Annotated in this window: 22 protein-coding genes and 1 riboswitch; of the genes, 18 read left to right on the top strand and 4 right to left on the bottom strand. The window is 54.9% G+C overall.

Annotation, left to right across the window (positions count from 1 at the left end; genetic code table 11):
• Positions 1 to 41 precede the first annotated feature (41 nt).
• From GSQ62_RS01135 to hisIE, 14 genes are all read left to right on the top strand, one after another.
• Positions 42 to 1,544 carry a M20/M25/M40 family metallo-hydrolase gene (locus tag GSQ62_RS01135; protein WP_161887801.1) on the top strand — a complete coding sequence of 501 codons (1,503 nt, stop codon included), beginning with the start codon at positions 42 to 44 and terminating at the stop codon, positions 1,542 to 1,544.
• Between the two features lie 245 nt (positions 1,545 to 1,789).
• Entirely contained in the window at positions 1,790 to 3,202 is a 1,413-nt protein-coding gene (locus GSQ62_RS01130; protein ID WP_161887800.1) for an anthranilate synthase component I family protein, read from the top strand.
• 1 nt (position 3,203) lies between these two features.
• Positions 3,204 to 3,767, top strand: a complete 564-nt coding sequence (locus GSQ62_RS01125; RefSeq protein ID WP_161887799.1) for an anthranilate synthase component II — start codon at positions 3,204 to 3,206, stop codon at positions 3,765 to 3,767.
• A 73-nt stretch (positions 3,768 to 3,840) separates the two neighbouring features.
• Entirely contained in the window at positions 3,841 to 4,851 is a 1,011-nt protein-coding gene (gene trpD, locus GSQ62_RS01120) for an anthranilate phosphoribosyltransferase (RefSeq protein ID WP_161887798.1), read from the top strand.
• A gap of 40 nt (positions 4,852 to 4,891) precedes the next feature.
• Entirely contained in the window at positions 4,892 to 5,707 is an 816-nt protein-coding gene (gene trpC / locus GSQ62_RS01115) for an indole-3-glycerol phosphate synthase TrpC (RefSeq protein WP_161887797.1), read from the top strand.
• Entirely contained in the window at positions 5,704 to 6,336 is a 633-nt protein-coding gene (locus tag GSQ62_RS01110; RefSeq protein WP_161887796.1) for a phosphoribosylanthranilate isomerase, read from the top strand. Before trpC ends, GSQ62_RS01110 begins: the two co-directional genes overlap by 4 nt.
• A 112-nt stretch (positions 6,337 to 6,448) precedes the next feature.
• The gene (gene trpB, locus GSQ62_RS01105; protein ID WP_161887795.1) at positions 6,449 to 7,636 is read left to right on the top strand and encodes a tryptophan synthase subunit beta; all 1,188 of its coding nucleotides are present in this window, start codon (positions 6,449 to 6,451) and stop codon (positions 7,634 to 7,636) included.
• Complete coding sequence (gene trpA / locus GSQ62_RS01100; RefSeq protein ID WP_161887794.1) at positions 7,629 to 8,405, top strand: tryptophan synthase subunit alpha; 777 nt, start codon at positions 7,629 to 7,631, stop codon at positions 8,403 to 8,405. Before trpB ends, trpA begins: the two co-directional genes overlap by 8 nt.
• Position 8,406: 1 nt before the next feature.
• Positions 8,407 to 9,417, top strand: coding sequence for a bifunctional 3-deoxy-7-phosphoheptulonate synthase/chorismate mutase (locus tag GSQ62_RS01095; RefSeq protein WP_161887793.1), 1,011 nt, complete (start codon positions 8,407 to 8,409; stop codon positions 9,415 to 9,417).
• A 167-nt stretch (positions 9,418 to 9,584) separates the two neighbouring features.
• Entirely contained in the window at positions 9,585 to 10,940 is a 1,356-nt protein-coding gene (mgtE, locus tag GSQ62_RS01090) for a magnesium transporter (protein WP_161887792.1), read from the top strand.
• A gap of 254 nt (positions 10,941 to 11,194) precedes the next feature.
• Positions 11,195 to 11,776 carry an imidazole glycerol phosphate synthase subunit HisH gene (gene hisH / locus GSQ62_RS01085; protein ID WP_161887791.1) on the top strand — a complete coding sequence of 194 codons (582 nt, stop codon included), beginning with the start codon at positions 11,195 to 11,197 and terminating at the stop codon, positions 11,774 to 11,776.
• Positions 11,773 to 12,501, top strand: coding sequence for a 1-(5-phosphoribosyl)-5-[(5-phosphoribosylamino)methylideneamino]imidazole-4-carboxamide isomerase (gene hisA / locus GSQ62_RS01080; RefSeq protein WP_161887790.1), 729 nt, complete (start codon positions 11,773 to 11,775; stop codon positions 12,499 to 12,501). The genes hisH and hisA overlap by 4 nt, the downstream gene beginning before the upstream one ends.
• A complete protein-coding gene (gene hisF, locus GSQ62_RS01075; protein WP_161887789.1) occupies positions 12,491 to 13,249 on the top strand; it encodes an imidazole glycerol phosphate synthase subunit HisF in 759 nt (252 codons plus the stop codon). Before hisA ends, hisF begins: the two co-directional genes overlap by 11 nt.
• 118 nt (positions 13,250 to 13,367) lie before the next feature.
• On the top strand, positions 13,368 to 13,976 hold the full coding sequence (gene hisIE, locus GSQ62_RS01070; protein WP_161887788.1) for a bifunctional phosphoribosyl-AMP cyclohydrolase/phosphoribosyl-ATP diphosphatase HisIE: 609 nt from the start codon (positions 13,368 to 13,370) through the stop codon (positions 13,974 to 13,976).
• Positions 13,977 to 14,182: 206 nt separating this feature from the next.
• On the opposite strand, the gene GSQ62_RS01065 is transcribed toward hisIE, so the two are convergent.
• Both GSQ62_RS01065 and GSQ62_RS01060 read right to left on the bottom strand, forming a co-directional pair.
• On the bottom strand, positions 14,183 to 15,043 hold the full coding sequence (locus GSQ62_RS01065; protein WP_161887787.1) for an alpha/beta fold hydrolase: 861 nt from the start codon (positions 15,041 to 15,043) through the stop codon (positions 14,183 to 14,185).
• A 288-nt stretch (positions 15,044 to 15,331) separates the two neighbouring features.
• Positions 15,332 to 17,110 carry a chloride channel protein gene (locus tag GSQ62_RS01060; RefSeq protein WP_161887786.1) on the bottom strand — a complete coding sequence of 593 codons (1,779 nt, stop codon included), beginning with the start codon at positions 17,108 to 17,110 and terminating at the stop codon, positions 15,332 to 15,334.
• Between the two features lie 209 nt (positions 17,111 to 17,319).
• On the opposite strand from GSQ62_RS01060, the gene GSQ62_RS01055 reads away from it, so the two are divergent.
• Positions 17,320 to 18,150 (top strand): metallophosphoesterase, encoded by an 831-nt coding sequence (locus GSQ62_RS01055; RefSeq protein ID WP_161887785.1) that lies wholly within the window; start codon positions 17,320 to 17,322, stop codon positions 18,148 to 18,150.
• Between the two features lie 361 nt (positions 18,151 to 18,511).
• A complete protein-coding gene (locus GSQ62_RS01050; protein WP_161887784.1) occupies positions 18,512 to 19,435 on the top strand; it encodes a universal stress protein in 924 nt (307 codons plus the stop codon).
• A gap of 431 nt (positions 19,436 to 19,866) precedes the next feature.
• Here GSQ62_RS01050 and nhaA read toward each other — a convergent pair whose 3' ends face one another.
• Positions 19,867 to 21,207, bottom strand: coding sequence for a Na+/H+ antiporter NhaA (gene nhaA, locus GSQ62_RS01045; RefSeq protein WP_161887783.1), 1,341 nt, complete (start codon positions 21,205 to 21,207; stop codon positions 19,867 to 19,869).
• 309 nt (positions 21,208 to 21,516) lie between these two features.
• Positions 21,517 to 21,589: riboswitch (Fluoride riboswitch) on the top strand.
• 45 nt (positions 21,590 to 21,634) lie between these two features.
• Here nhaA and GSQ62_RS01040 point away from each other — a divergent pair.
• On the top strand, positions 21,635 to 22,975 hold the full coding sequence (locus GSQ62_RS01040) for a voltage-gated chloride channel family protein (RefSeq protein WP_161887782.1): 1,341 nt from the start codon (positions 21,635 to 21,637) through the stop codon (positions 22,973 to 22,975).
• A gap of 155 nt (positions 22,976 to 23,130) precedes the next feature.
• On the top strand, positions 23,131 to 24,387 hold the full coding sequence (locus GSQ62_RS01035; protein ID WP_161887781.1) for an aspartyl protease family protein: 1,257 nt from the start codon (positions 23,131 to 23,133) through the stop codon (positions 24,385 to 24,387).
• 50 nt (positions 24,388 to 24,437) lie between these two features.
• Here the strand turns inward: GSQ62_RS01035 and GSQ62_RS01030 are convergent, their stop codons facing one another.
• Positions 24,438 to 24,728 (bottom strand): hypothetical protein, encoded by a 291-nt coding sequence (locus GSQ62_RS01030; RefSeq protein WP_161887780.1) that lies wholly within the window; start codon positions 24,726 to 24,728, stop codon positions 24,438 to 24,440.
• Positions 24,729 to 25,035 lie beyond the last annotated feature (307 nt).

The raw sequence follows: 25,035 nt of genomic DNA, 5'->3' as shown, positions 1-25,035 counted from the left end.
TTACAGCGATATCAATTTTCAAACAGCTGAGACAGGTATATATGAAGCTTTATTATAGAGTCTTTTTTTGTCTGTTTCCGGTGCAGTTCTTCCTGTCCGGTCAGGCGGCCGCGTTCTCCGACACAACCGCCACGGCTGCCCCGACCAGGGCCGTTCAGAAACTCGCCGGGGCCATTGCGTTCCACACAGTCTCTTCCGCGACCCCGGGCGAAACCAATGCCGCCGCCTTCATCGCCCTGCACCGTTATTTGCAGAAGTCATTCCCCGCCCTGCACGACCGGCTGCAGCGGAAGGTTATCAACCGGTACAGCCTGCTCTATACCTGGCCCGGCAAAAACCAAGCGTTGAAGCCCATCCTGCTGAGCGCGCACCTGGACGTGGTGCCCGTGGAGGAAGCCACAAAAGACCAGTGGGAGCATCAGCCGTTTGCGGGAGCCGTGGAAGATGGTTATATATGGGGGCGCGGCACCATGGACGACAAGTACCGGGTAGTGGCCATTCTGGAAGCGGTAGAGCAACTGGTGCGGGAGGGATACCAGCCGGAGCGCACCCTGTACCTTGCTTTCGGGCACGACGAGGAGACAGGGGGAGAATTTGGAGCAGGGGAGATAGGCGCTTTCCTGCAGGCGCAGGGGGTACAATTGGAGGCGGTTTTTGACGAAGGGCTGGCGGTGGCCGACAATATTGTGCCGGGCGTAACGGAGCCTGTCGCTTTTGTGGGAACCGCGGCAAAGGGCAACCTGAACCTGCAACTGACGGTGAAGGGCGAGGGCGGCCATTCCTCCGTCCCGAAGAGAGACTCGCCGATTTATATACTGAGCGTCGCCATCAGCCGCCTGCACGACCACCCCTTCGCCCCCCACATGACACCCACCACCATAGAGACGCTGGAACTGCTGTCAGCTAAAATGGGCGGCAGGTACCGATTCGCGATGCGGCACTATGGCCTGTTGAAGGGCCGTGTGCTGAAGATGCTGGCGAAAGACCGCGCCACCGATGCGCTTATCCGCACCCAAATGGCACCCACCATACTGGCTGCAGGCGAGAAGGACAATGTGATGCCGCGCCTGGCCACGGCTGTCGTCAATGTTCGCATCCTGAGCGGCGAGAACCGGGAGACCGTGCTGGCGCATGTGCGGGAGGCCATTGCTGACGAACGGGTGGAGGTGGAGGTAAGCGGCTTGTACATACCTCCCTCTCCGGTAACATCTACAGACACCTGGACATACAAAGCCTTATCTCAAACCATCAGGCAGACATTCCCGGAGGTAACGCTTGTTGCCCCGGCACTTTTCCCGGGGAGCACCGACGCAAAGCACTACAGCCATTTAACCAGTAACATATACCGCTTTGCGCCGCAGGTGGTGGACCGGCAGAGCGCCAAGCTGGTGCATAACGTGAACGAGCGCCTGTCGGTGGAGGTGTTTGGCAGGTGCATCGTGTTCTATGATAACCTCATTCGGAATACCTGCGGGACGGCGGCAAAAGAACTGGTAATACAGCACCAAAAACAGGCTGCTCCTGTGGCGGCAGGCGTCAAATAAAAAATTTTAAATAAAATTTGGGAATTCTAAGATTAGAGAATAGATTTGCGAAAGAGAAAACAAAACAAGAGAGAGATAAAGTGATTCAGAATATTCATATGGCATGGTGGTGGCACGTTTCAGAACCGAGCGTGAACAGCCCTGCTATATAGTCCGGAAGGCCTTCGATAGCACACGATAAAAAGATTTAAGCCCGCTGTTCACCTGAATAGCGGGCTTTTTGTTTATCACCCTGATATAAAACGATGGAAAAGTACAAAATCAATACTACCTACAAACGCCTTCTGGCCGACACCCTTACCCCCGTGAGCGTGTACCTGAAGCTGCGCGACCGCTTCCCCAACAGCATCCTCCTGGAAAGTTCTGACTACCACGGCGCCGAGAACAGCTTCTCTTATATATGCTGCAGCCCCATAGCCAGCATCAAGGCAGAAAACGAGGTGCTGACGGAAATTTTTCCCGACGGGACCCTGCGCCACACCGACATAACGGCAGATATAAATGTGCCGGCGCACTTGGCCGCCTTCGCAGGCAGCTTCGATATTGCCGAGCACAACAACTTCAATTTCATCCACAACGGCCTGTTCGGCTATATGAACTACGATGCGGTGCGTTATTTCGAGGATATACAGCTAACCCTCCGCCCGGACCGCCAGCAGATTCCTGATTTGTACTACGCGGTGTACCGGCACATCATCGCCATCAACCACTTCACCAACGAGGCCTTTATCTTTGCGCACAGCTACACGGACGGCATTGAAGACGGCATCAGCCAACTGGAGGCGCTGCTGAACAGCCGCAATATCCCGAGCTATACCTTCAGGCCTGTGGGGGACGAAGAGCACAACATCAGCGGCAACGAGTTTCTGAAAAATATTGAGAAGGCAAAGCAGCATTGTTTCCGGGGTGATGTATTCCAGTTGGTGCTCTCGCGGCGTTTCGCCCAGGCTTTTCAGGGTGACGAGTTCAATGTGTACCGCGCGCTGCGTTCGGTCAACCCGTCGCCATACCTGTTTTACTTCGATTATGGCAGCTTCAAAATCTTCGGCTCCTCGCCGGAGGCGCAGCTGGTGATTAAAGACAAGAAAGCGAGTATTTTCCCGATTGCAGGCACATTCCGAAGGACCGGTGACGATGCCGCCGACGCCGCCCTCGCCGAGAAGCTGCTGGCCGACCCGAAAGAGAACGCCGAGCACGTGATGCTGGTGGACTTGGCCCGGAATGACCTGAGCCGGAATGGGCACAGCGTAGAGGTGGAGACCTTCCGCGAAATTCAGTTTTACTCGCACGTCATTCACCTCGTGTCGAAGGTGTCGGGGCAGTTGCACCAGCAGGAGGACTCGCTGAAAATGGTAGCCAGCACCTTCCCGGCGGGCACTTTGTCCGGGGCTCCAAAGCATATGGCCATGCAACTCATCGACCGCTACGAAACCACCAATCGTGCTTTCTACGGCGGCTGCATCGGTTTCCTCGACTTCAACGGCAACTTCAACAGCGCCATCATGATCCGCTCGTTCCTGAGCAAAGACTACAAACTATTTTACCAGGCCGGTGCAGGCATTGTGGCCGCCTCCAATCCGGAGAGCGAGTTGCAGGAGGTAGACAACAAACTGATGGCGCTGCGCCGCGCCCTTCAAATAGCCCAAGAAATTAACTGATATGGAAGTCCTTGTCATCGATAACTACGATTCGTTCACCTACAACCTGGTACACCTGCTCCAGGAACTGGGCGCCACGGTAACCGTGCGCCGGAACGATAAAATCACGCTCGAAGAGGTTGGTGAGTTTCAGAAAATCATGCTCTCGCCTGGCCCCGGCATTCCGGAAGAGGCGGGCATCCTGAAAGACATCATCCGGACCTACGGTGCCAACAGGAGCCTGTTTGGCGTGTGCCTTGGGCATCAGGCCATCGGGGAGGTATATGGCGGCAGGCTGTTCAACAGCAGCGAGGTATGGCATGGCGTGGCGACGCCGGTGCGTGTGGTAAGCGAGGACGAGCCGCTTTTCCGGAACATCCCGCAGCAGTTCGGGACAGGCCGCTACCACTCATGGCTGGTGGGGCAGGACCTGCCGGAGTGCCTGCTGCCAACGGCGGTGGACGAGACGGGCCATATCATGGCGCTGCGCCACAAAGAGCACGATGTGCGCGGCGTGCAGTTCCACCCCGAGTCGGTGCTGACGGAGCACGGCAGGCAGATGATCAAGAACTGGTTAGATAGTTAAAAGTTGAGAGTTAATAGTCGTGCTACATGTGTCGTGCTACATGTGTCGTGCTACGTGATACGCAAATACAAAAATGAAAGAGATACTGAATCACTTATTCGAGCATAAGACGCTTACCCGGGAGCAGGCGCGGGAAGTGCTGGCCAACGTGACGGCGGGCAAATACAACCAGAGCCAGATTTCGAGTTTCCTGACGGTGTATATGATGCGCTCCATTACGGTGGAGGAACTGGAAGGCTTCCGCAACGCCCTCCTGGAACTCTGCCACCGCGTGGACCTGGATGCGTACGACCCGATAGACCTTTGCGGAACGGGTGGCGACGGCAAGGATACCTTCAACATTAGCACGCTGTCTTCCTTTGTGGTGGCCGCCGCCGGGGTGCATGTGGCCAAGCACGGCAACTACGGCGTGTCTTCGTCCTGCGGCTCGTCTAACGTGCTGGAGGCATTAGGCATCAAATTCACCACCGACACAGACCTGTTAGAGCGCAGCATCGACAAATACAACATCTGCTTTCTGCATGCGCCGCTGTTTCATCCGGCCATGAAGAGCGTGGGCCCCATCCGGAGGGATTTGGGCGTGAAAACATTCTTTAACATGCTGGGCCCGATGGTGAACCCGGCCTTCCCGAAGCGCCAGATGGTCGGCGTTTTCAGCCTGGAGCTGGCCCGGATGTACGGCTACCTGTTTCAGCAGCAGCCGGACGTCAGCTACAGCATCATTCACACCCTCGACGGCTACGACGAGATCTCGCTGACAAGTCCGTTCAAGGTTATCTCTGACAACCGGGAGGCTTTGTATGATGCCGAAAAACTGGGCCTCCCAACACTGCAGCGCGAGCAGATACAGGGCGGGGGCAATATAGATTCCTCCGCCAGGATTTTCCTGGAGGTGATACAGGCCAAGGGCACCGAAGCACAAAGAGCCGTGGTGGCCGCGAACGCAGGCATGGCCCTAATGACTGCCAAACCGGAACTTGCCCCGCAGGAGGCCGTGGCGCTTGCGAAAGAAACACTTGAATCTGGCAAGGCCTATGATTTGTTTAAGAGGCTGATACAGGACAAAGAACTTGCAACGGCATAGGCAGGCTGCCTGTAAAATGTTGGTTTATATAAAAACACCCATGAACATACTTGACGAAATCATCGCCCATAAGCACAAAGAGGTAGCGGAGCGGAAAGAGCTATTTCCGGTAAAGCTGCTGGAGAAAAGCCTCTACTTCGGAACTCCCTGCGTGTCGCTGGAGCATTACCTGCTGCGCCCCGACAAGAGCGGTATCATCGCCGAAATCAAGCGCAGATCCCCTTCCAAAGGCGATATCAACCCGCACGTGTCGGTGGAGCGGACCTCGATTGGATATATGCAGGCGGGCGCCTCGGCTTTGTCCATCCTCACGGATACAAACTATTTCGGCGGACGGAGCGAAGACCTGATGACCGCCCGGAAGTTCAACTACTGCCCCATCCTCCGCAAGGATTTTATGGTGGATGAATACCAGATTGTGGAAGCGAAGTCCATCGGAGCCGATGCGATCCTGCTGATCGCGGCAGCTTTGGAGCCTGCCCGGCTAAAAGAACTGGCCGCCTTCGCCCGGACTTTAGGGCTTGAAGTATTACTGGAGGTACATGACCTGGAGGAACTGCAAAGCAGCCTGAATGACAATGTGACGGTGGTGGGGGTGAACAACCGCAACCTCAAAACCTTTAAAACAGACGTGGGTTTGTCGTTTGAACTGGCGAAGCATATACCGGCTGGCTTCACAAAGATATCTGAGAGCGGCCTGAGCCAGCCGCAGACACTGGTGGAGTTGCAGGAGGCGGGCTACAACGGCTTCCTGATCGGGGAGAGTTTTATGACGAGCAGCCGGCCGGAGCAGGCGGCGGCGTCCTTTATTAAAGAACTGCGGACGCTGCAGGGGAAGATGGAGGCGCTGGCGTGAAGGTGAAAGTGTGCGGCATGCGCGATTCGGAGAACATCCGGCAGGTGGCGGCGCTGCAACCCGACTTCATGGGCTTTATTTTCTACAGCGGGTCTAAACGTTTTGTAGGAGACAACCTTTCGGCTGCCTTACTGGCTTCGCTCCCGGCATCTATCCAAAAAATTGGTGTTTTTGTAAACGAGCAGCCAGACATCATCAAACAGAAGGCAGCTATATATAACCTAGACTTGGTGCAGTTGCACGGCAGGGAAACGCCCCGCCAGTGCCAGGAACTGCAGGAAGCGGGAATCAAAGTCATCAAGGCGTTCTCAGTGGACGAAGGGTTCTCCTTTCAGAACACCTTGCTGTACGAGCGCTACTGCGACTACTTCCTGTTCGACACCCGGGGCAACAATTACGGCGGGAATGGCACCGTCTTCGACTGGGAAATCCTGAAAGGGTATATAGCTGACAAACCTTACTTCCTGAGCGGCGGCCTGACCCTGGAGAACCTGCAGAGCCCGGAGTTTGAAAATCTCAGACCCAAACCCTTTGCCGTGGATGTAAACAGCGGCTTTGAGCAGGAGCCAGGCCTGAAAAAGGTGGAGGAGCTAAAGCAATTGCTTGATAAGTTGAGAGTTAAAAGTTGAGAGTGAAGAGTTTATAGCTGTCATTTTTCAAAGCACAGTATTCTGCTGCTTGAATAATAACACAACAATAGAACAAACAGTTATATAAGTCTTATATCTAACGTCTAAAAAGATGAAATACGCAGTTGATGAGAACGGCTTCTACGGTCAGTTCGGGGGAGCCTATATACCCGAGATGCTTTATCCGAATGTGGAAGAGCTTCGGCAGAATTACCTGAACATTATGCAGGAGCCTGCCTTTCAGGAAGAGATGCAACTATTGCTTAAGGACTACGTGGGCCGCCCGACCCCGCTCTATTTTGCCAAGCGCCTGTCTGAAAAGCACGACACCAACATTTACCTCAAGCGCGAAGACCTCAACCACACCGGCGCGCACAAGATCAACAACACGGTGGGGCAGGTGCTGATGGCGAAACGCCTGGGCAAGCGCCGCATCATCGCCGAAACCGGCGCCGGGCAGCATGGCGTGGCCACGGCTACGGTGTGCGCCCTGATGGGCCTGGAGTGCATCGTCTATATGGGGGAGGTGGATATAGAGCGCCAGGCCCCGAACGTGGCGCGCATGAAAATGCTGGGAGCGACGGTGGTGCCAGCCATTAGCGGCAGCCGCACACTGAAAGACGCTACCAACGAAGCCATCCGCGACTGGATCAACAACCCGGAAGACACTTACTATATCATCGGCTCAGTGGTGGGGCCGCATCCTTACCCGGATATGGTGGCCCGTTTCCAGGCGATTATATCCGAGGAGATGAAGTGGCAGTTGAAGGAGAAAACCGGTAGCGAGAACCCTGATTATATCGTGGCCTGTGTGGGCGGCGGCAGCAACGCAGCCGGTGCTTTTTACCATTACCTCGACGTGCCCGAGGTAAAATTGGTAGCCGTGGAGGCAGCCGGCATGGGCGTTGACTCCGGTGAGTCGGCGGCTACGTCCGTATTGGGCAGGGAAGGCATCATCCACGGCAGCCGCACGTTGTTGATGCAGACCGAGGACGGGCAGGTGACGGAGCCTTACTCCATCTCCGCCGGACTGGATTATCCCGGAGTGGGGCCGCTGCACGCGCACCTGCACCAGTCGAAGCGCGCCATTTTTGAGAGTATCACGGATGAAGAGGCGCTGCAGGCCGTGCTGGAACTGACGAGGCTGGAAGGCATTATTCCGGCGCTTGAGAGTGCCCACGCCCTGGCCGCATTGGATAGAATCGGGGCGAAGCCGGGGGATGTGGTGGTGGTGAACCTCTCCGGCCGCGGCGATAAAGATTTGTCAACTTACTTAGATCGATTCCAACTCCATGGATAACAGAATCAAAACCCTTTTCGAGCAGAAGCCGCAGGGACTGCTGTCGGTTTATTTCACGGCGGGCTACCCGAATTTAGAAGATACCGTGCCGATCATCCTGGAACTGGAGAAGAACGGCGTGGACCTGCTGGAGGTAGGCATGCCCTTTTCCGATCCTTTGGCCGATGGCCCCACCATCCAGCAGAGCAGCGACATCGCCCTTAAAAACGGGATGACCATCCCGAAGCTGTTTGAGCAGTTGAAAGACATACGCCAGCGAACCCAGATTCCGTTGGTGCTGATGGGCTACCTGAACCCGGTGATGCAGTACGGCGTGGAGCGCTTCTGCCAGAAAGCCAGTGAAGTGGGCATCGACGGCATCATCCTGCCCGACCTCCCGCTGGCCGACTACGTGCGGGAGTACAAGGAGATTTTTGAGCGGTCCAACCTCAGCAAGATCTTCCTGATCACGCCGCAGACACCGGAGCAGCGCATCCGGGAGATAGACAGCCACACCAACGGTTTCGTCTATATGGTGTCGTCAGCTTCCACGACAGGCAGCACCAATGGCAATGCCGTAGTAAACACGGATTATTTTCAGCGGGTGGGGAAGATGGCGCTCCGCAATCCCGGCATTATCGGTTTCGGCATCCACGACCGTGACACCTTTTCGCAGGCCTGCAACCACGCGAAGGGCGCCATCATCGGCAGTGCCTTCATCAAGGCTTTGGCGCAGGAAGGGACACTCGAGCAAAACATCGCGAATTTCATTCAACGCATCAAAAACTGACATGATCATACAACTACAGCAAGGCATACCTGCCGACCTGAAAGAAAATATTCTGCGGCAGGTAAAGCATATAGGCTATAAAGCCAGCGAGGTGAAAACACAACGGGGGAATTACCTGGTTGGCATCGGCAAGAAAGACTTTGACATTCGCACCATCGGCCAGTTGCCCGGTGTGGCGGACATACACCGGGTGTCAGAAGACTATAAACTCATATCCCGAAAGTGGCGCGTGGAGCCGACCCGCATCGATTTAGGCGATGGCGTAACGGTGGGGGAGGGCAGCTTCAGCATCATGGCCGGGCCCTGCTCGATTGAGAGTGAGAAGCAGATCGAGCTGGTGGTGGAGCACCTGAAACAGAACAGCGTGAGGATTATGCGCGGCGGGGTTTTTAAACCGCGTAGCTCACCTTATGATTTCCGGGGGATGGGCATTGAGGGGCTGCAGATGTTCTACCGCATCTGCCGGGAGAATGGCATCAAAATCATCACAGAGGTGATGCAGGTGTCGCAGATCGAGGAGATGATGGACTATGTGGACGTGTTCCAGGTGGGGGCGCGCAACAGCCAGAATTTTAATTTGCTGGACGCACTGGGGGAAGCGCAGAAGCCGGTGCTGCTGAAACGCGGCATCTCGGGCACGCTGGAGGAACTGCTGCAGGCGGCGGAGTATATCTTCTCGAACGGCAACGAAAGCATCATGCTCTGCGAGCGCGGTATCCGGGGCTACGAGAATGCGTACCGCAATATCCTCGACCTGAACGCCGTGCCGGTGTTGAAGGCTAAAACGCACCTGCCCGTGATCGTGGACCCCTCGCACGGTATCGGCCTGCGCGATTATGTAGCTGATATGGCTTTAGCAGCCGTGATGGCCGGGGCAGACGGTGTGACATATGAAACGCACCAGAAGCCGGAGGAAGCCTTCTCGGACGGGCAGCAGACCCTGAACTTCGAGGAGTCCGCGCGCCTGATCCGCCGCATGCGTCAGACCTATGCGCTGCGCGAAAGCTTTTAAGTATATATAGGAATCGGGTGCATATTGATTATAGGAGTACTTTCAGAATTTATATATAGCCAAAGCCTGACGCAGCCGCACGTCAGTCTCCGGCTATATATAAATTGAAGCAAGCTTAACCGTTAAAGAGCGAAGGTTTACAGCACCCCGATGAGGAAGCGCAAAATATGGCAAAAGCACTCGACACTTTCCGGACGAATTTAAACCTCGACGACCTCAACAGCAAACACCCCAACGATATAGCCGAAGTACTGGGGGGGCTGAATGAGAAGGAGCGGGTGCTGGGCTTCCTGTTGCTGCCGGGCGAGTTGAAGTCAGAAGTGTTCACCTACTTCAACTACACGACGCAGGAGGAACTGCTGAAAAAGCTGGGCTCTGCCGATACGGCAGAGATGCTGGAGAACATGGCCCCGGACGACCGCACGGAGATTTTCGAGAATTTCCCGGACCTGCTCATCAAAGAGTCCATTAACCTGCTGTCGGATGAGGAGAAAAGCATCGCCCTGAACCTGCTTGGCTACCCCGAGAAGAGCATCGCCCGCATCATGACGCCTTACTATATACAGGCCAAGAAGGGCTGGACCATTAAGCAGGCCCTGAACAACATCCGGCGCTACGGCAAAAAAGCCGAGACGCTGAACCACGTGTACGTGGTAGACAAAGAGAACAAGCTGATAGACGATATCCGGATAGGCAAGCTGCTGATGGCCGACGAGGAGCAGACCGTGGAGTCGGTCATGGACTACCAGTTCGTGAGCCTCACCACCACCATGACGCGGGAGGAAGCCATTGAGCAGTTCGACAAGTACGACCGGGCGGTGATGCCGGTGGTGTCCGAAAGCGGCGTGCTGGTGGGCATCGTGACGTTCGATGACATTTTTGATGAGATCGAGCGCCGCGACACCGAAGACATCCAGAAGTTCGGTGGCCTGGAGGCGCTGGAGCTTTCCTACACCGACACTCCGCTGCTGACGCTGGTGCGGAAGCGGGCCAGCGTGCTCATGATCCTGTTTCTGGGCGAGATGCTCACGGCTTCGGCCATGGGCTTTTTTGAGGCGGAGATTGAGCAGGCGGTGGTGCTGGCGCTGTTTATCCCGCTCATCATCTCCAGCGGCGGCAACTCCGGCTCTCAGGCGGCCACGCTTATTGTGCGCGCCATGGCCATCAAAGAACTGGGCATCCGGGACTGGTGGTATGTGATGCGGAAAGAGGTGCTGTCGGGCATGCTGCTGGGGCTGATACTGGGTGTAGTCGGTTTCCTGCGCATTGTGTTGTGGCAACAGGCGGGATTTTACGACTACGGGGAGTTTGTCTGGCTGATAGCTCTGACGGTTGGTTTCTCTCTGATCGGGATTGTGCTGTGGGGCACCCTTTCGGGTTCCATGATTCCGTTCCTGCTGCGCCTCTTGCGGCTGGACCCCGCCACTTCGTCGGCCCCGTTTGTAGCGACGCTGGTAGATGTAACGGGCCTGGTCATCTATTTTTCCATTGCCGCCGCCCTGCTGACGGGCACGCTGCTGTAAATAATTGCTGTTTCTTGATATAAAGTACCCCGCATGTTTTATATTTGTACCTGTGGCACAAAAAACAACCCATCTGCATCCGCATCACGCACGAAGCAACAGTTTCGGAGCCGTCTGCCTATGGATTTGCTGAGCCTATATAGAATGTAATCCAAGCGCCTGACTCCGAAATGGGTCAGGCTTTTTTATTTAAAGATTAGTTCTGAAGCACCATTTATTTCTAATTTCTAATTCTGAATTTTGAATCAAAAGGGATGAATTTAGTTATAGTTGATTACAAAGCGGGAAACGTGCAGTCGGTGCTGTTTGCGCTGGAGCGCCTGGGAGTGCAGGCCACGCTGAGTGCCGACTTCGAGACGATAAAAGCGGCGGACAAAGTTATATTCCCGGGAGTGGGCGAGGCCTCGTCGGCCATGGCACAGCTCAAAGCCCGCAACCTCGACAAATTGCTCCCCACGCTGGAGCAGCCTTTTTTTGGCGTCTGCCTGGGTATGCAGTTGCTGTGCCAGCACTCCGAAGAAGGCGACACCGATTTGCTGGGCATCATCCCCCTGCAGGTAAAGCGCTTTCAGACGGATTTGAAGGTGCCGCACATGGGCTGGAACCAGCTGGAGAACCTTCAATCTCCTTTGTTTGAGGGGCTGCAGGAGCAGGAGTATGTGTATTATGTGCACAGCTACTATGTGCCGCTGAGCGAATACACCATCGCCCAGTCCTCCTATCCGGAGCCATTCTCCGCTGCTTTGCGATACAAAAACTTTTATGCCGCGCAGTTCCACCCTGAGAAGAGCGGACCTGCCGGCTCACAAATCCTGAAGAACTTTTTAGCCATATGATGGAGATCATCCCAGCCATAGACCTGATCGGCGGCCAGTGCGTGCGCCTCACCGAAGGCGACTTCGCCCAGCAAACCACCTACGACAGCAACCCCCTGGAGGTAGCCAAACGTTTTGAGGCCTATGGCATCCAGCGCCTGCACCTCGTGGACTTAGACGGAGCCAGGGCCAAAAAGCCGGTGAACCTGGCGGTGCTGGAGAAAATTGCCGCCAACACTAACCTGACCATTGACTTCGGCGGCGGCCTGCAGTCGGAGGAGGCGGTGCGGCAGGCCTTTGAGGCAGGGGCGGCGCAGATAACGGCAGGAAGCATTGCGGTGCGCGAGCCGGAAACCGTGCAAAACTGGCTACAACTCTATGGCCCGGTGAAAATTATCGTTGGGGCAGATTTTAAGGGCAGCAACATCGCCATCAGCGCCTGGACCGAGGAAAGCTCTTACGCGCTGCAGGATTTTATATATGACTACGTGCGGCACGGAGCAAAACTGTTCATCTGCACCGACGTGAGCAAAGACGGCAAGCTGCAGGGCCCCTCCATCGAGACATACAGGCAGTTACAGACCACATTGCCCGAGGCAGGCATAATCGCCAGCGGCGGCGTGACCACCATCCAGGACCTGGAAGTGCTGCAGGAAATCGGCGTGACGGGAGCCATCATCGGCAAAGCCATCTATGAAGGCACCATACAGTTAAAGGATTTAGAACGATTTATATATGCTGACTAAACGCATCATTCCCTGCCTCGACATCAAGAACGGGCGCACCGTGAAAGGCGTGCGCTTCGAGAACATCCGGGATGCAGGTGACCCGGTGGAGCTGGCCAAATGGTACGCAGAGCAGGGGGCGGACGAACTTGTGTTTCTGGACATAACCGCCACCAACGAAGAGCGCAAGACTTTCGCCGAACTCGTGCGCGATATAGCCCGCCATATAGACATCCCCTTCACGGTGGGCGGCGGCATCGGCGCCGTGGCCGATGTGGAGGTGCTGCTGCAGGCCGGGGCCGACAAGGTTTCGGTCAACTCCGCCGCTATCCGGAACCCGCAACTGGTGGAGGAACTGGCGAAGCGCTTCGGCAGCCAGTGCATCACCGTAGCCGTTGACACCAAGCACACCGCTGCCACCGGCTGGAAAGTATATGCCCGCGCCGGCACCGTCGAAACCGAACACGCCACCTTAGACTGGGCTAAGCGCGTGACAGATTTGGGGGCAGGCGAAATATTGCTGACCAGCATGAACAACGACGGCACCAAAGGCGGCTTTGCCCTGGATATAACCGGCGAAGTGGCCAGAACCGTTACTGTTCCGGTAGTAGCCTCCGGCGGGGCAGGCAACAGGCAGCATTTCGCGGACGTGTTTGAAAAGGCGCATGCCGATGCGGCGCTGGCCGCCAGCCTCTTCCACTTCCGCGAATTGGAAATACCTGACCTGAAGCAGTTTCTGAAGGAACAGAGCGTGGACGTGCGTATATAATTTTGAATGAGTGAATGTATGAATGGGGAATGTTGAATAACTGAATCAGGAACTTCCTGCACACGCTTCATCAAAAACTCATTCATAATTCGTAATTTTTAATTCGTAATTAAAAAAGGTGGAACTCGATTTTGACAAAACAGGCGGCTTGGTGCCCGCCGTGATACAGGACAATCTGACAGCACAGGTGCTGATGCTGGGCTATATGAACCGGGAGGCGCTGGAAAAAACGCGGCAGGAGGGGGTAGTCACCTTTTTCTCCCGCTCCAAGAACCGACTCTGGACAAAAGGTGAAACCTCTGGAAACACGCTGGAGGTCGTCAGCATCACCCGCGACTGCGATAATGACACGCTGCTGATTAAGGTGAAGCCAAATGGCCCCACCTGCCACACCGGCACCACCAGTTGTTTCGGAGAGGAAGAAGCCTCAAACCGGGCGGCGGCCATCCGCTTTATCGCAAACCTAGAGGAGGTTATCCAGCAACGCAAAGCAAACCCGGCGGAAGGGTCCTATACCAATTTCCTGTTCGGGAAAGGCGTGAACAAAATAGCGCAGAAAGTAGGGGAGGAAGCCGTAGAGACGGTGATTGACGCAGTGGCCGGAAAGCTGGACACCATGAAAGGCGAAGCCGCCGACCTGCTCTACCACTTGCTGGTGCTGCTATCCGCCACCGGCCTGGAGCTGAAAGACGTGGTGAAAGTGCTGGAGGAGCGGCACAGGAAGTAAAGAATCCGGCATTTTGCCCTTGTTGCACTTCCTGTTTTAAAGACCTTGCGGTGTTTTTACAACTCGCGAGCGTCTGTGGCAGAAGCCTGTTCGATGTAATGTAAAAGTAGTCCCGGCAGTCAGGTTAAACCACTTGCGGGAACTGTGCACGCCACGAGGTTTGGAGCGCGGCTATCAAAGGATATGCAGCAAGGGGCGATATATAATCAATTCAGAAACGCCCGGATAGCATCTGCTACCTCCCCGCCTTTTTCCTCCTGCAGGAAGTGGCCAGCTTTCAGCGTGACCACCCGGGCCTCCGGGTAAGCGATTTGCCACTTGGCGAGCCAGTGCAACGGCAGCAGGCTGTCTTTTTCGCCCCAGATAATGAGCTTTGGAATAGGTTTCAGTTTCTCCCGCTGTTCCCACAGTTGGGCGAAATAAGGATTAGCCTCCTGCAAAGCCACTGCAAAGCGCCAAGTGCCCTGCCTGTCCGGAGAGGTGGAAAGGGGCTTGAGGTAGTGGCGGTGGATGTCCTTTGTCAGGTGTTTGCGCTCGTTATAGCCTTTGGGCAGCAGTACGCGGGCAGAGAAATTGCCATTCATATATAAAAAACGCCCGATGCCACCGCTCATAAACCTGCTGATTTTCATCAGCTGTTTTTCGTCCTGCAGGCTCCACATCCAGGTGTTCAGTATTATCAGTTTTCTTACGTTCTCCGGGTGGCGCAGCGCATAGCGCAGCCCGACGGGGCCGCCGAAGTCGTGCACCACCAGCGTGATGTCTTTGAGCTGCAGGTGGTTTATCAGCGCCTCCAGGTTCTCAGCATGTGCCTCAGGAGTATAGGCAAAATCAGCGGGTTTATCTGACAAACCAAAGCCCAGATGGTCGGGGGCGATGCAGCGGTAGCCGCGGCTCAGCGATTTTAGCTGCTGTCGCCACACAAACGACCACGTGGGCGTGCCATGCACAAATACGATGGGCGCGCCGCTTCCTTCGTCTATATAATGCATTTGCCCCGCCTGCAAAGCCAGTGTATGGTGCCGGAAAGGGTAGAGAATGCGATCGAGCCACTTCGGAGATTCCATCGTTTCAGGAGTTAGGTAGTCCGTGTTTCTATATATGCAGGGCAGCTACTTCATCAGGCGGGTAATCCCCCTACATGAGAAAATAAAGCAGTTCGGCACCCCTGGCAAAGCCATATTTCCCTCCCGCTTCTCTTAATGATTTGCCATATATGGATAGATGCAGCCGAACGCCTGTTCAAGATAGGCTGTGTTTTCAATATCCCCAACTGTTGCTGTATGATTTTTGGTTAATATAGCAATTGCGCGGGATGGTGCGTCTCGGAAGCAGATATATAAAAGGGGGCACCATTACATATTTGTCGTCTTGATCAGAAGCTTCCGGTATTTGGTGAAGATGCTGGACTTGGAGACAAAGCCAACGTACTTTTCCTGCCGGAGCACCGGCAGGTTCCAGGCACCGCTCTCATCAAACTTCTTCATCACCTCCGCCATGCTGTCGTCGTACTGCACCACGGCGGGAGGCTGCACCATCAGATCATGTACCCGCACCGTATCATATTTCTCTGCCTTGAACATGATCTCGCGCACATTCTCCAGGTACACGACCCCCTCCAGCACTTTCTCCGCATTCACCACCGGAAAAACGTTCCGGCGGGAGTGCGCGATAAGTTGCACCAGTTCCCCGAGCGTGGCGTCCGGCGAAACTGTCTGGAACTCGTGCTCGATCAGGTGGCGGATTTTCATGATATGCAGGATGGTGCTGTCCTTGTTGCCCTTCAGGAATTGGCCTTTCTGCGCCAGCTTCTTTGTGTCGAGCGAGTACGGCTCAAAGTACTTGACCAGGGCAAAGGAGACGGCCGAGACAATCATAAGGGGTATCATGAGGGTATAGCCGCCCGTAATCTCTGCGATGAGGAAGACCGCCGTGAGCGGGGCGTGCATCACGCCGCTCAGGATACCGGCCATCCCCACCATCGAAAAGCTGCTGACCGACAGGTCGGAGATGTGGAGCAGGTTCATGAGGCGGGAGAAGAAATAGCCGGCGCAGGCCCCCACAAACATGGAGGGGGCAAAATTGCCGCCGTTTCCGCCTGCGGCAATGGTAAAGGAGGTGGCAAAGGCCTTCACCAGCGCCATCGCCCCCACAAAGCCCAGCACCAGCCACTCGTTTGTGCCGAAAAAGGCAAGCCAGCTGTCCTGCAGAAGCCTGTCGGCCTGGTTGCGCTCCAGCAAAAGAACGCTGTCGTACCCTTCACCGAAAAGGGGCGGGAAAAGCATGATCAGCAGCCCCAGCAGCAGGCTTCCCACCAGCGCCCGGGTATATACCCTGTGTTGATATATCTCAAATACCGCTTCCACACGCAGCGACACCCTGGTGTAGAACACTGACAGCATGCCCGACAAAATGCCCAGCAGGATATAAAACGGAACGTGGCCTGTGGCGAAAAAGTCATGCTTCGCAATATTAAAGAGGATCTCCTCGTCCAGAATAATCCGGGAGCAGAGAGCGCCGGTAACCGCCGAAATGATAAGCGGGATAAAAGCGGCGATGCTGATGTCGCTGAGCAGCACCTCAATGGCAAAGAGCACACCGGCAATGGGGGCGTTGAACACCGCCGCAATACCGGCCGCCGCGCCGCACGACAGCAGCAGCGTGCGGTCGCGGTAGTTCAGGTGGTAGTCGCGCCCATAGTTGGAGCCGATGGCGGAGCCCGTCACCACAATCGGGGACTCAAGGCCCGCAGAGCCGCCAAAGCCCACCGTGAGGGCGCTGGTCAGCATATGAGAGTACACCTTGTGGCGCTCCACCAGGCTCGACTTCTGGGATATGCTGAACAGCACGTTCGCCGTGCCGCGACCGATGCTGCCCCTAAACAGCGACTGCACCACAAGCACGGTCAGAAGAATGCCCAGGATGGGGAAGATGACAAGCCAATAGGGCTGGTCCAGCAGCCTGTTGCCGTACGCCAGCAGAAGCTGTATATAATGCACCAGCGATTTGAGCACGACGGCAGCCAGGCCGGCAGTAAACCCGACCAGCACACTGGAAACAAGCATGAAATCGCGGGCAGAGATATGGCGCCGCAGCCAGAGGAGGGGAATTTTATACTTTTTAAACGAAGGCATTACGGGTGCCCTTTGCGGGACAATATATACGGGAGGTAAAATTAGAAAGAATTAAGACCATCCTCCACCAGATGTTAAACTTATTTGGCAGTCCGTTCACGAAAAATTCAGCTTGCAACTTAACTTGCGCGCCATTTGTACTGTTCATATAGAGGGCTAATTCATATCTATGCATATTTGTTTATTTAGTTTATAGCGTCCGTTTAAAAATGTCAACACACGAACAGCAACAGCAGGAGTATCTGGCGCTTCCGGAGCAGCGGGGTCCGTTTCACATCATCGGAGATGTACACGGCTGCTTGGGTGAGTTGCTGGCGCTGCTGCAGCAGCTGAAGTACGCCACTAACTTTGATGCGCAGCAGCAACGGTACGTAACGCTGCCACCCGATGACAGCAAGCTGATTTTCGTGGGTGACCTGGTGGACCGAGGCCCTGATTCGCCGGAGGTTTTGCGTCTGGTGATGGATATGGTGGAACAGGGAATAGCCTACTGCGTGAGCGGCAACCACGATGATAAGCTGCACCGCATGCTGCTGGGGCACAATGTGCAGGTGCGGCATGGTCTGGAACTGACGGCTGCCCAGTTAGCGTCCAGAGATGCCGCATTCATTGAGCGGGTGAGGCTGTTTCTGGGGTCGCTTCCGCACCACCTGATACTCGACGAGGGCCGGCTGATAGTGGCGCACGCGGGGCTGGAGGAGCGGCTGCACGGCAAGAACTCCAAAGGCGTGCGGGCGCTTTGTCTCTACGGTCCCACCGCTGGTGGCAAAGATGAAAACGGACTGCCGATTCGGCTGGACTGGGCAGCTGAGTACTGCGGTAAGCCCGTGGTGGTATATGGGCACTCGCCGGTACACGAGCCGTTCTGGCGCAACAACACCATCAACATAGACACAGGCTGTGTTTTCGGCGGCAGCCTCACCGCCCTCACTTACCCGGACTTCAAGCTTACCGCCGTAAAGGCTTTCGGAAGATATGCGGAGCCGATGCGGCCTTTTATTTCACATCCCCGCCACGAGCAGCACTCTTCTATTTCCTGAGTTGCTGTTCCGTATCGTTTTTTGGACCGCTCCTTTACCAGGTTGCTACGGTTCAGAAGCATCTTCACCTTGCTTAAATTTCTCTTCTTCTAAAAGAGATTTCTGTGCGAAACCACTGCGAGCACGATTCATGGGCAACTATTGGTATGGTTAAATTAAACAACCAAAAGAAACATGAACTGACCCGCCAGCTATTGGTCACCGATTTTAGCCCCCCCTATATAGATTTAATGCATTGCTTTCGCGATATTCCCGTATGTGATAGGAATTACCAGCAACCTGCGCGCTTCCGGCAGATCAGTTTCGATGAAGACCGTGCAAGCTGCACAAACCATCATTTAAACTTGTATCGAATCAAAGCATGGACACCCTGAATCGACTTCTGGTAGGACTTGACCTAAGTTCTGCGGACCAAACACTTATCAATTACACAGCCTATATATGCACCCGGCTACCGGTGCGGCAGGTAAGTTTCATCCATGTAGAAAGGCATCCGGAAACACCCCCTAAACGGGTGAATAACCTAGGGACAGAAAATAGGGAGAGCGGGGCACATATCCATGAAATGATTAGTTCGCGCGTGGCGGCAGACTTTTCGGGATTGCCGCAGGTAGAAACCGAGGTGCTCGTAGTGACAGGCGATCCGCTGAAGCAATTGCTTCACTGGGCGACGGAGAAGCAAGCGGACCTTATACTGGTGGGGCGAAAGTTGCGCCTGCATGGCAGCGGTGCGGTGGGGCAGAAGTTGCTGCGCCACGGACGTATCAGTGTGCTGTTTGTTCCTGAGGCTTTTGAGCCGAGGCTGCGCAAGGTGGTGGTAAGCCTGGACTTCTCCAAGCACAGTGAAATGGCGCTGGATCGTGTAAATCACTTCGCCCTGGTCCAACCCGATGTGCAGGTGGCGTGCCTGCATGTATACCAGGTGCCAACCGGCTACATTACCCTCGGTATGAGCTATGAGGATTTTGATAAGCGCATGCAGGATATTGCCCAAGAGAAATACGATAACCTGATGGAGCGTTTCCCGGACCTACAGCACAGGGCAGCGTTTGTGTTGGTGCGCCAGGGGGAGCACAGTGATGTAGGAGCCATGCTGGTGATGGAGGCAAAAAGACTGCGTGCCGATATGCTGGTGATGGGTGCGAAGGGCATGACGACAGTGGCTGTGTACGTTATCGGCAGCGTCACGGAAAAAGTGCTGCGCCACGATATGGATATTCCGCTGCTGGTATTCGAGAACAAAGACGGGGAGAAACTGGGCTTTCTGGATGCCATCATGGAATAGCGGCACCCGGTACATATTGAACCTGCTTAGCGTTTCCAAAAAATCGATGCATGATGCCCTTGCTGCGTGTTTTCACCAGCAAAAACTTGTTAGTGAAAATATAGCTGTCGGTGAAAACACCTACAACGGCAGGTTTTGACACTAAAATCGGAAACGCTAAACAGGTTCTATATCTAAACGAAACCTATATATGCACTCAAGCTATATATAAATGGGGTTTATATATGAATTTGGGTTGGAGGCTATTGATAATAAGCACGAGTGGGGACGCGCACACCATATACACGCCATATGGCAAAATTGCTCAGCATATAATGGCCCTGCTCCTCCAAAGAGATAAAGATGGGGCATATAGAAGCCTGGGTTATAAACTCGGTGAGGCTTTGGGCTGATGCGCTAATGTGAGTATATGGTGTGCAGCAGAAGTTTGGTCAGGCTTCTTCAGGCGGGCGTGGAGAGGTATAGCGGAGCAGCAGGTAAGCGATAATGCCCGCCAGGGCAGAGGCCAGCAGTATCGCCAGCTTAGCCTGCGGCAGGGAAGGGGAGGCCGCAAAGGCCACGTTGGCAATAAAAATAGACATCGTAAAGCCAATTCCGCCCAATATTCCGGCACCCAATAACTGGCCCCAACTGATGGAATCCGGTTTTGCCACCAGGCCTGTAGCGGTGGCAAGAGCGGCAAACAGCAGGATGCCCACCGGTTTGCCGACCACAAGGCCCAGCAGGATGCCCCACGAGACAGCGTTGAAGAATCCGTCCGTCAGCGAGGCGTCGATGTAGATCCCGGCATTGGCCAGGGCAAACATGGGCATGATGAAGTAAGCCACCCAGGGATGCAGGGCATGCTCCAGCCGGTGCAACGGAGACAGGGCTTCCCCACAGTTGTTCTCCAGGGTGTGTACGGCAGCCTGGAAATTCTCTTCTTCCGGTTTCTCGTCATCATCCCCCCTGCGTTTGTAATGAAATGCCTGCAACTCCCCCAGTAGGGTGTCGGTGGTGGCTATAAAATCGGAATCCGAGATTTTGGAGCGGGTGGGGATGGTAGCGGCCAGCAGGATGCCAGCCACAGTGGCGTGCACCCCCGATTGCAGCAAGGCAAACCACATGACGATGCCCAGGAAGATATAAACCCAGATACTGCGCACATGCACTGCGCAGAGGACCAGCAGCACCCCAAACACCAGCATGGCACACCAGAGCATGAGATAATCCACCTCCGAGGAATAGAACAGTGCAATTAAGAGCACCGCAACGATGTCATCCAAAATGGCGAAGGCCACCAGGAAAAGCTTCAGGGAGAGCGGCACCCGCCGCCCCAGCAACGCCAGGACGCCGAGCGCCAAGGCGATGTCCGTCGCCATCGGAATACCCCAGCCAGCTAGCGCACCGGTGCCGTAGTTCAACGCGGCATATATACCGGCGGGCACCAGCATGCCCCCCAGTGCAGCCACCACCGGGAAAACGGCTTTGCGGTGAGAGGCAAGCTCTCCCATCAGCATTTCCCGCTTTATCTCCAGCCCCACCACTAAAAAGAAAACCGCCATTAGCCCGTCGTTAATCCAGTGGATGGCAGGTTTGGTGAGGCCGTACTCGCCAAGCGCAATCGTGAGCGGCGTGTTCCAAACGGCGACATAAGTTTCAGGCCAGGGAGAGTTGGCCCAGGCAATAGCTAACAGAGTTATCAGCAGCAAGAGGATCCCGCTGAATGCCTCCGCTTTCACAAATTCCTGCAACGGATAGATAATCCGGCGAACCAACTGAAGCTTGGGCATATGCTTGTCCTGGAATTTGAGGTTATATAATCCCATTAAGAGACGTGACTTTTCCTTAAATGTTGTTGCCATATAGGGCATCGGCATTTAAACAGTACAAAAATCCGCAAGCCACTGGCATATAGCGTGCTGGAAAAGGATGAGCAGGAATGCAATTCTTACATATGGAACATGGTGAGGAGAAGGAGTGCCGGGTTTTGGGCTGCTGCGCTGCTTTATATATAGCATGTCCTATTAAAAAACCACCTGTCAGCTACAATGCTAAAAAACGGCATCAGGTTTTCTTAAGCGCTTAATTTTACATACCTTCAACCTGAAGGCGATGGGGTACCGCCTCGAACCGCCGCCGCCCGCCGCACCGGCTGATGACTCCTGCAAACTGGCAAGCATTGCTTTGCCATTATTGTATATTTGTCGTCAGCAGCATATGAAAAAACGAGCCTACTCCCAGCCTTCCCTCCTCAAAAGATTTGCAAGCAAGGCGCTTTCTGCCGGTGAGCAGGCAACAGCCGCCCTTTACCTGCTGAAGTGGCTGGTTATCTGCCTGCTGGTGGGCGTGTCGGCTGGCAGCGCATCCGCCTTCTTTCTGGTGGCGCTCGACTGGGTGACCGACTATAGGGAGGCCCATATAGGGATTCTATGGCTGCTGCCACTCGGTGGTTTAGCGGTGGGTCTGCTTTACCATTACTATGGACAGCGTGCCGCCAAAGGCAATAACCTGTTGCTGGAGGAGATTCAGCGGCCACGGGAGGTTTTGCCTTTCCGGATGGCCCCGCTCGTGCTGCTGGGTACGCTGGTCACGCACCTGCTGGGCGGCTCGGCAGGGCGGGAGGGCACGGCCATGCAGATGGGCGGCAGCATCGCCGATCAGTTCACGCGTATTTTCCGCCTGCGCCCCCGCGACCGCAAAGTGCTGATCATCTCCGGAATTAGCGCCGGGTTCGCCTCGCTTTTCGGCACGCCGCTGGCAGGCGCCGTTTTCGGGCTGGAGGTGTTTATATTGGGCAGGCTGCGCTACGAGGCGCTGCTCCCCAGTTTCCTGGCCGCCGTCATTGCCGATTATACCTGCCTGGCCTGGGGGGTAAGCCACACCCACTACGCCATTCCCTATGTCCCGGAGGTCACGCTTGCCGGCATCGGTTATACCCTGCTGCTGGGGGCGGCTTTTGGTCTCACCGGGATGTTCTTCGCCAAGTCCACTCTTTTTTTTACGTCGCAGTTCAAAGCGCACATCGCCTGGGCGCCGCTCCGGCCGCTGCTGGGCGGCACCGTAATAGCCGCAGCGGTGTGGGCCATGGGCACCACGAAATACATTGGCCTCGGCATCCCCACCATTCTGCAGTCGTTTGAGCAGGCGCAGCCGTGGTACGCGGCCTTCGTGAAGGTGCTGCTGACAGCCTTCACGCTGGGGGCGGGCTTCAAGGGAGGGGAGGTGACGCCGCTATTCTTCACCGGCGCCACGCTGGGCAGCGCGTTGTCTGTTGTGGTGCCGCTCCCGATAGCCCTGCTGGCGGGCATGGGCTTCGTGGCGGTGTTTTCAGGCGCCACCAACACCCCCCTTACCTGCACCATCATGGCCACCGAGCTATTCGGTGCCGAGAGCAGCGTCTATATGGCACTGGCCTGCGTTACGGCCTACCTTTTCTCCGGCCATTCCGGCATATATGGTGCGCAGGTTATCGGCAGTCCTAAATTCCTCTTCTTTGGCCGCGAAAAGGGGCGGAGCCTGTCAGCTGTGGCATCGGTCCGGAAAAAGAGAAAAGGATAAACCCCTTTTCTGCTGCCTGAAACCCACCAATGTTAAAACAGCGTTTCGTTAAAAAAAATATTACCAATAACTGATTGAAAGATAGATATTTAGACATGGTTTTTCGTATGTAAATATAATGCGCTGATATTGTACCACCCTTTTACGAACAGGGTATGACACGAGCCTCTTTCATCACACTGATAGTGCTGTCCCTTTTGTTGCTGCCGGCAGTGGCACAGGCACAGGTACAACCTGTTTCAGGCAGCGACACAGTCTTTTTCACGACCAATCACAAGAGCGTCAAGATTCCCTTCAAATTCGTCCATAACCTGATTATCCTCCCGGTCCGGATTAACAGCTCACAGCCGCTCAACTTCATCCTGGACTCCGGTGTGAAAAACATCCTGATCACCCATCTCTTCTTCTCTGATTCGCTCGACCTGAACGACGTGAACAAGATCAGTGTCCGGGGGCTGGGCGAAGGGCATTCGATAGAGGCGTACCAGTCGAAGGGAAATAACCTGCACATGCCTGGCATCAGGGGCACAAACAACCTGGTGTATGTGCTGATGGAGGATGTCTTCAACCTATCCACGCGCATGGGCATGCCCGTTCACGGAATCATCGGGTTCGACATCTTCAAGAATTTTATCGTCAAGATTAACTACAGCAGCAAGGTCATCACCCTTTACAGGCCCGACGAGGAAGTCAAAAAGAAACGCAGGGCAGAAGAATACCCGCTGTATATAGAGGGCACCAAACCCTATGTGTACGGCGAAGTACGACAGCACAATGGTGACACGGTAAAGGTGAAACTGGTGGTGGACACGGGCGCCAGCAACAGCATCTCGCTTTACCTGCCCTCCGACGAGCGCCTGATGCTGCCCCCCAAGGTGATGAAGGCTTACCTGGGCACAGGGCTGAGCGGCGACATCAACGGGCAGATCGGGCGCCTGGATGCGTTCTCTCTCGGCAAGTACGAACTGGAGGACCTCACTGCAGCTTACCCGGACGAGGAATCGATCAAACTGGCGCTGAACATCGCCAACCGCAACGGCAACCTGGGTTCGGATATCCTGTCGCGCTTCACGGTTATATTTGATTACCCGCACAACCGGCTCATCATGCTCCCGAACAGGCGCTTTCGGGAACCCTTCCACTACAACATGGCGGGCTTTGAGGTAACCACGCCGCTGCCGGGCACTAATTTATATATCGTATCGAACGTGGTGGAGGACTCACCGGCGAAGCTCGGGGGCCTGGAACCCGGCGACCAACTGCTGCACGTGAACGGCCGCAATTGCACTGAAATAAAGCTGTCGGAACTGCTGCAACTGCTGGAGAGCAAGCCCGGCCGCAAGTTGCGCCTGCGCCTGCGCCGCGAAGCTGAGATTCTGGATGTGGACCTGGTGCTGGAAAGCCGTATATAAAAGTGGGCTGGCGGCACAGGGCATATATAACATGCTATATCACTTAGCCTTTATGGCGCAGCGTCTGACTTCTGAAAATCGAGGTACATCTGCAGCGCCAGGAGCAGCACAGCCAGCAGTATCAGAAACGCGGCCACATATAACCTAATGGCGGGAACAGGCTTCAGGAAGATTTTACCTTTCGCGTCGGTCCCGGTAAACTTCAAGTCCATCAGCACAAGGCCGTTCCCAAAGCTCAGCCATGCCGCTGCCGTCAGGGGCTGGCGCAGCAGGAGGAGCGTCGCCAGTCCAACCGCTGAGAAAAATAATCCGATGATGACTTTGGGTGTAAATTTTGGCATGGTTATAGAAAATTGTTCTTGCTGCCGGATTTAACCTGATTAAGTGGCAAGATATATTTTTTGCCGCAGATTGGGATGCAGCCGGGCAGCAGAAAACAAAGCCATCACCTGCGACAAATGCGATATTGGCAGCAGCTTGGCCTGAGAAAAAGCAGTTTTCTATTTTTTTGGATAATTTTTGACGGTTTATTTGTTAATAAAAAAAATAATGTGAAACATTTGTACTGTTCATATGGGTATAAGAACCATACCTTTTTATTAACAATCTACTAAAGCAATGCAAAAAAAGGCGCATTTATCATCCAAT

This window comes from Pontibacter russatus, assembly GCF_009931655.1.
Lineage (GTDB): Bacteria > Bacteroidota > Bacteroidia > Cytophagales > Hymenobacteraceae > Pontibacter > Pontibacter russatus.
This window is presented reverse-complemented; position numbering and strand designations above follow the sequence as displayed.

Coding starts and splice junctions, on each gene's coding strand:
- GSQ62_RS01135 (WP_161887801.1), top strand. CDS start 42: ATGAAGCTTTATTATAGAGTCTTTTTTTGTCTGTTTCCGGTGCAGTTC.
- GSQ62_RS01130 (WP_161887800.1), top strand. CDS start 1,790: ATGGAAAAGTACAAAATCAATACTACCTACAAACGCCTTCTGGCCGAC.
- GSQ62_RS01125 (WP_161887799.1), top strand. CDS start 3,204: ATGGAAGTCCTTGTCATCGATAACTACGATTCGTTCACCTACAACCTG.
- trpD (WP_161887798.1), top strand. CDS start 3,841: ATGAAAGAGATACTGAATCACTTATTCGAGCATAAGACGCTTACCCGG.
- trpC (WP_161887797.1), top strand. CDS start 4,892: ATGAACATACTTGACGAAATCATCGCCCATAAGCACAAAGAGGTAGCG.
- trpB (WP_161887795.1), top strand. CDS start 6,449: ATGAAATACGCAGTTGATGAGAACGGCTTCTACGGTCAGTTCGGGGGA.
- trpA (WP_161887794.1), top strand. CDS start 7,629: ATGGATAACAGAATCAAAACCCTTTTCGAGCAGAAGCCGCAGGGACTG.
- GSQ62_RS01095 (WP_161887793.1), top strand. CDS start 8,407: ATGATCATACAACTACAGCAAGGCATACCTGCCGACCTGAAAGAAAAT.
- mgtE (WP_161887792.1), top strand. CDS start 9,585: ATGGCAAAAGCACTCGACACTTTCCGGACGAATTTAAACCTCGACGAC.
- hisH (WP_161887791.1), top strand. CDS start 11,195: ATGAATTTAGTTATAGTTGATTACAAAGCGGGAAACGTGCAGTCGGTG.
- hisA (WP_161887790.1), top strand. CDS start 11,773: ATGATGGAGATCATCCCAGCCATAGACCTGATCGGCGGCCAGTGCGTG.
- hisF (WP_161887789.1), top strand. CDS start 12,491: ATGCTGACTAAACGCATCATTCCCTGCCTCGACATCAAGAACGGGCGC.
- GSQ62_RS01065 (WP_161887787.1), bottom strand. CDS start 15,043: ATGGAATCTCCGAAGTGGCTCGATCGCATTCTCTACCCTTTCCGGCAC.
- GSQ62_RS01060 (WP_161887786.1), bottom strand. CDS start 17,110: ATGCCTTCGTTTAAAAAGTATAAAATTCCCCTCCTCTGGCTGCGGCGC.
- GSQ62_RS01055 (WP_161887785.1), top strand. CDS start 17,320: ATGTCAACACACGAACAGCAACAGCAGGAGTATCTGGCGCTTCCGGAG.
- GSQ62_RS01050 (WP_161887784.1), top strand. CDS start 18,512: ATGGACACCCTGAATCGACTTCTGGTAGGACTTGACCTAAGTTCTGCG.
- nhaA (WP_161887783.1), bottom strand. CDS start 21,207: ATGCCCAAGCTTCAGTTGGTTCGCCGGATTATCTATCCGTTGCAGGAA.
- GSQ62_RS01040 (WP_161887782.1), top strand. CDS start 21,635: ATGAAAAAACGAGCCTACTCCCAGCCTTCCCTCCTCAAAAGATTTGCA.
- GSQ62_RS01035 (WP_161887781.1), top strand. CDS start 23,131: ATGACACGAGCCTCTTTCATCACACTGATAGTGCTGTCCCTTTTGTTG.
- GSQ62_RS01030 (WP_161887780.1), bottom strand. CDS start 24,728: ATGCCAAAATTTACACCCAAAGTCATCATCGGATTATTTTTCTCAGCG.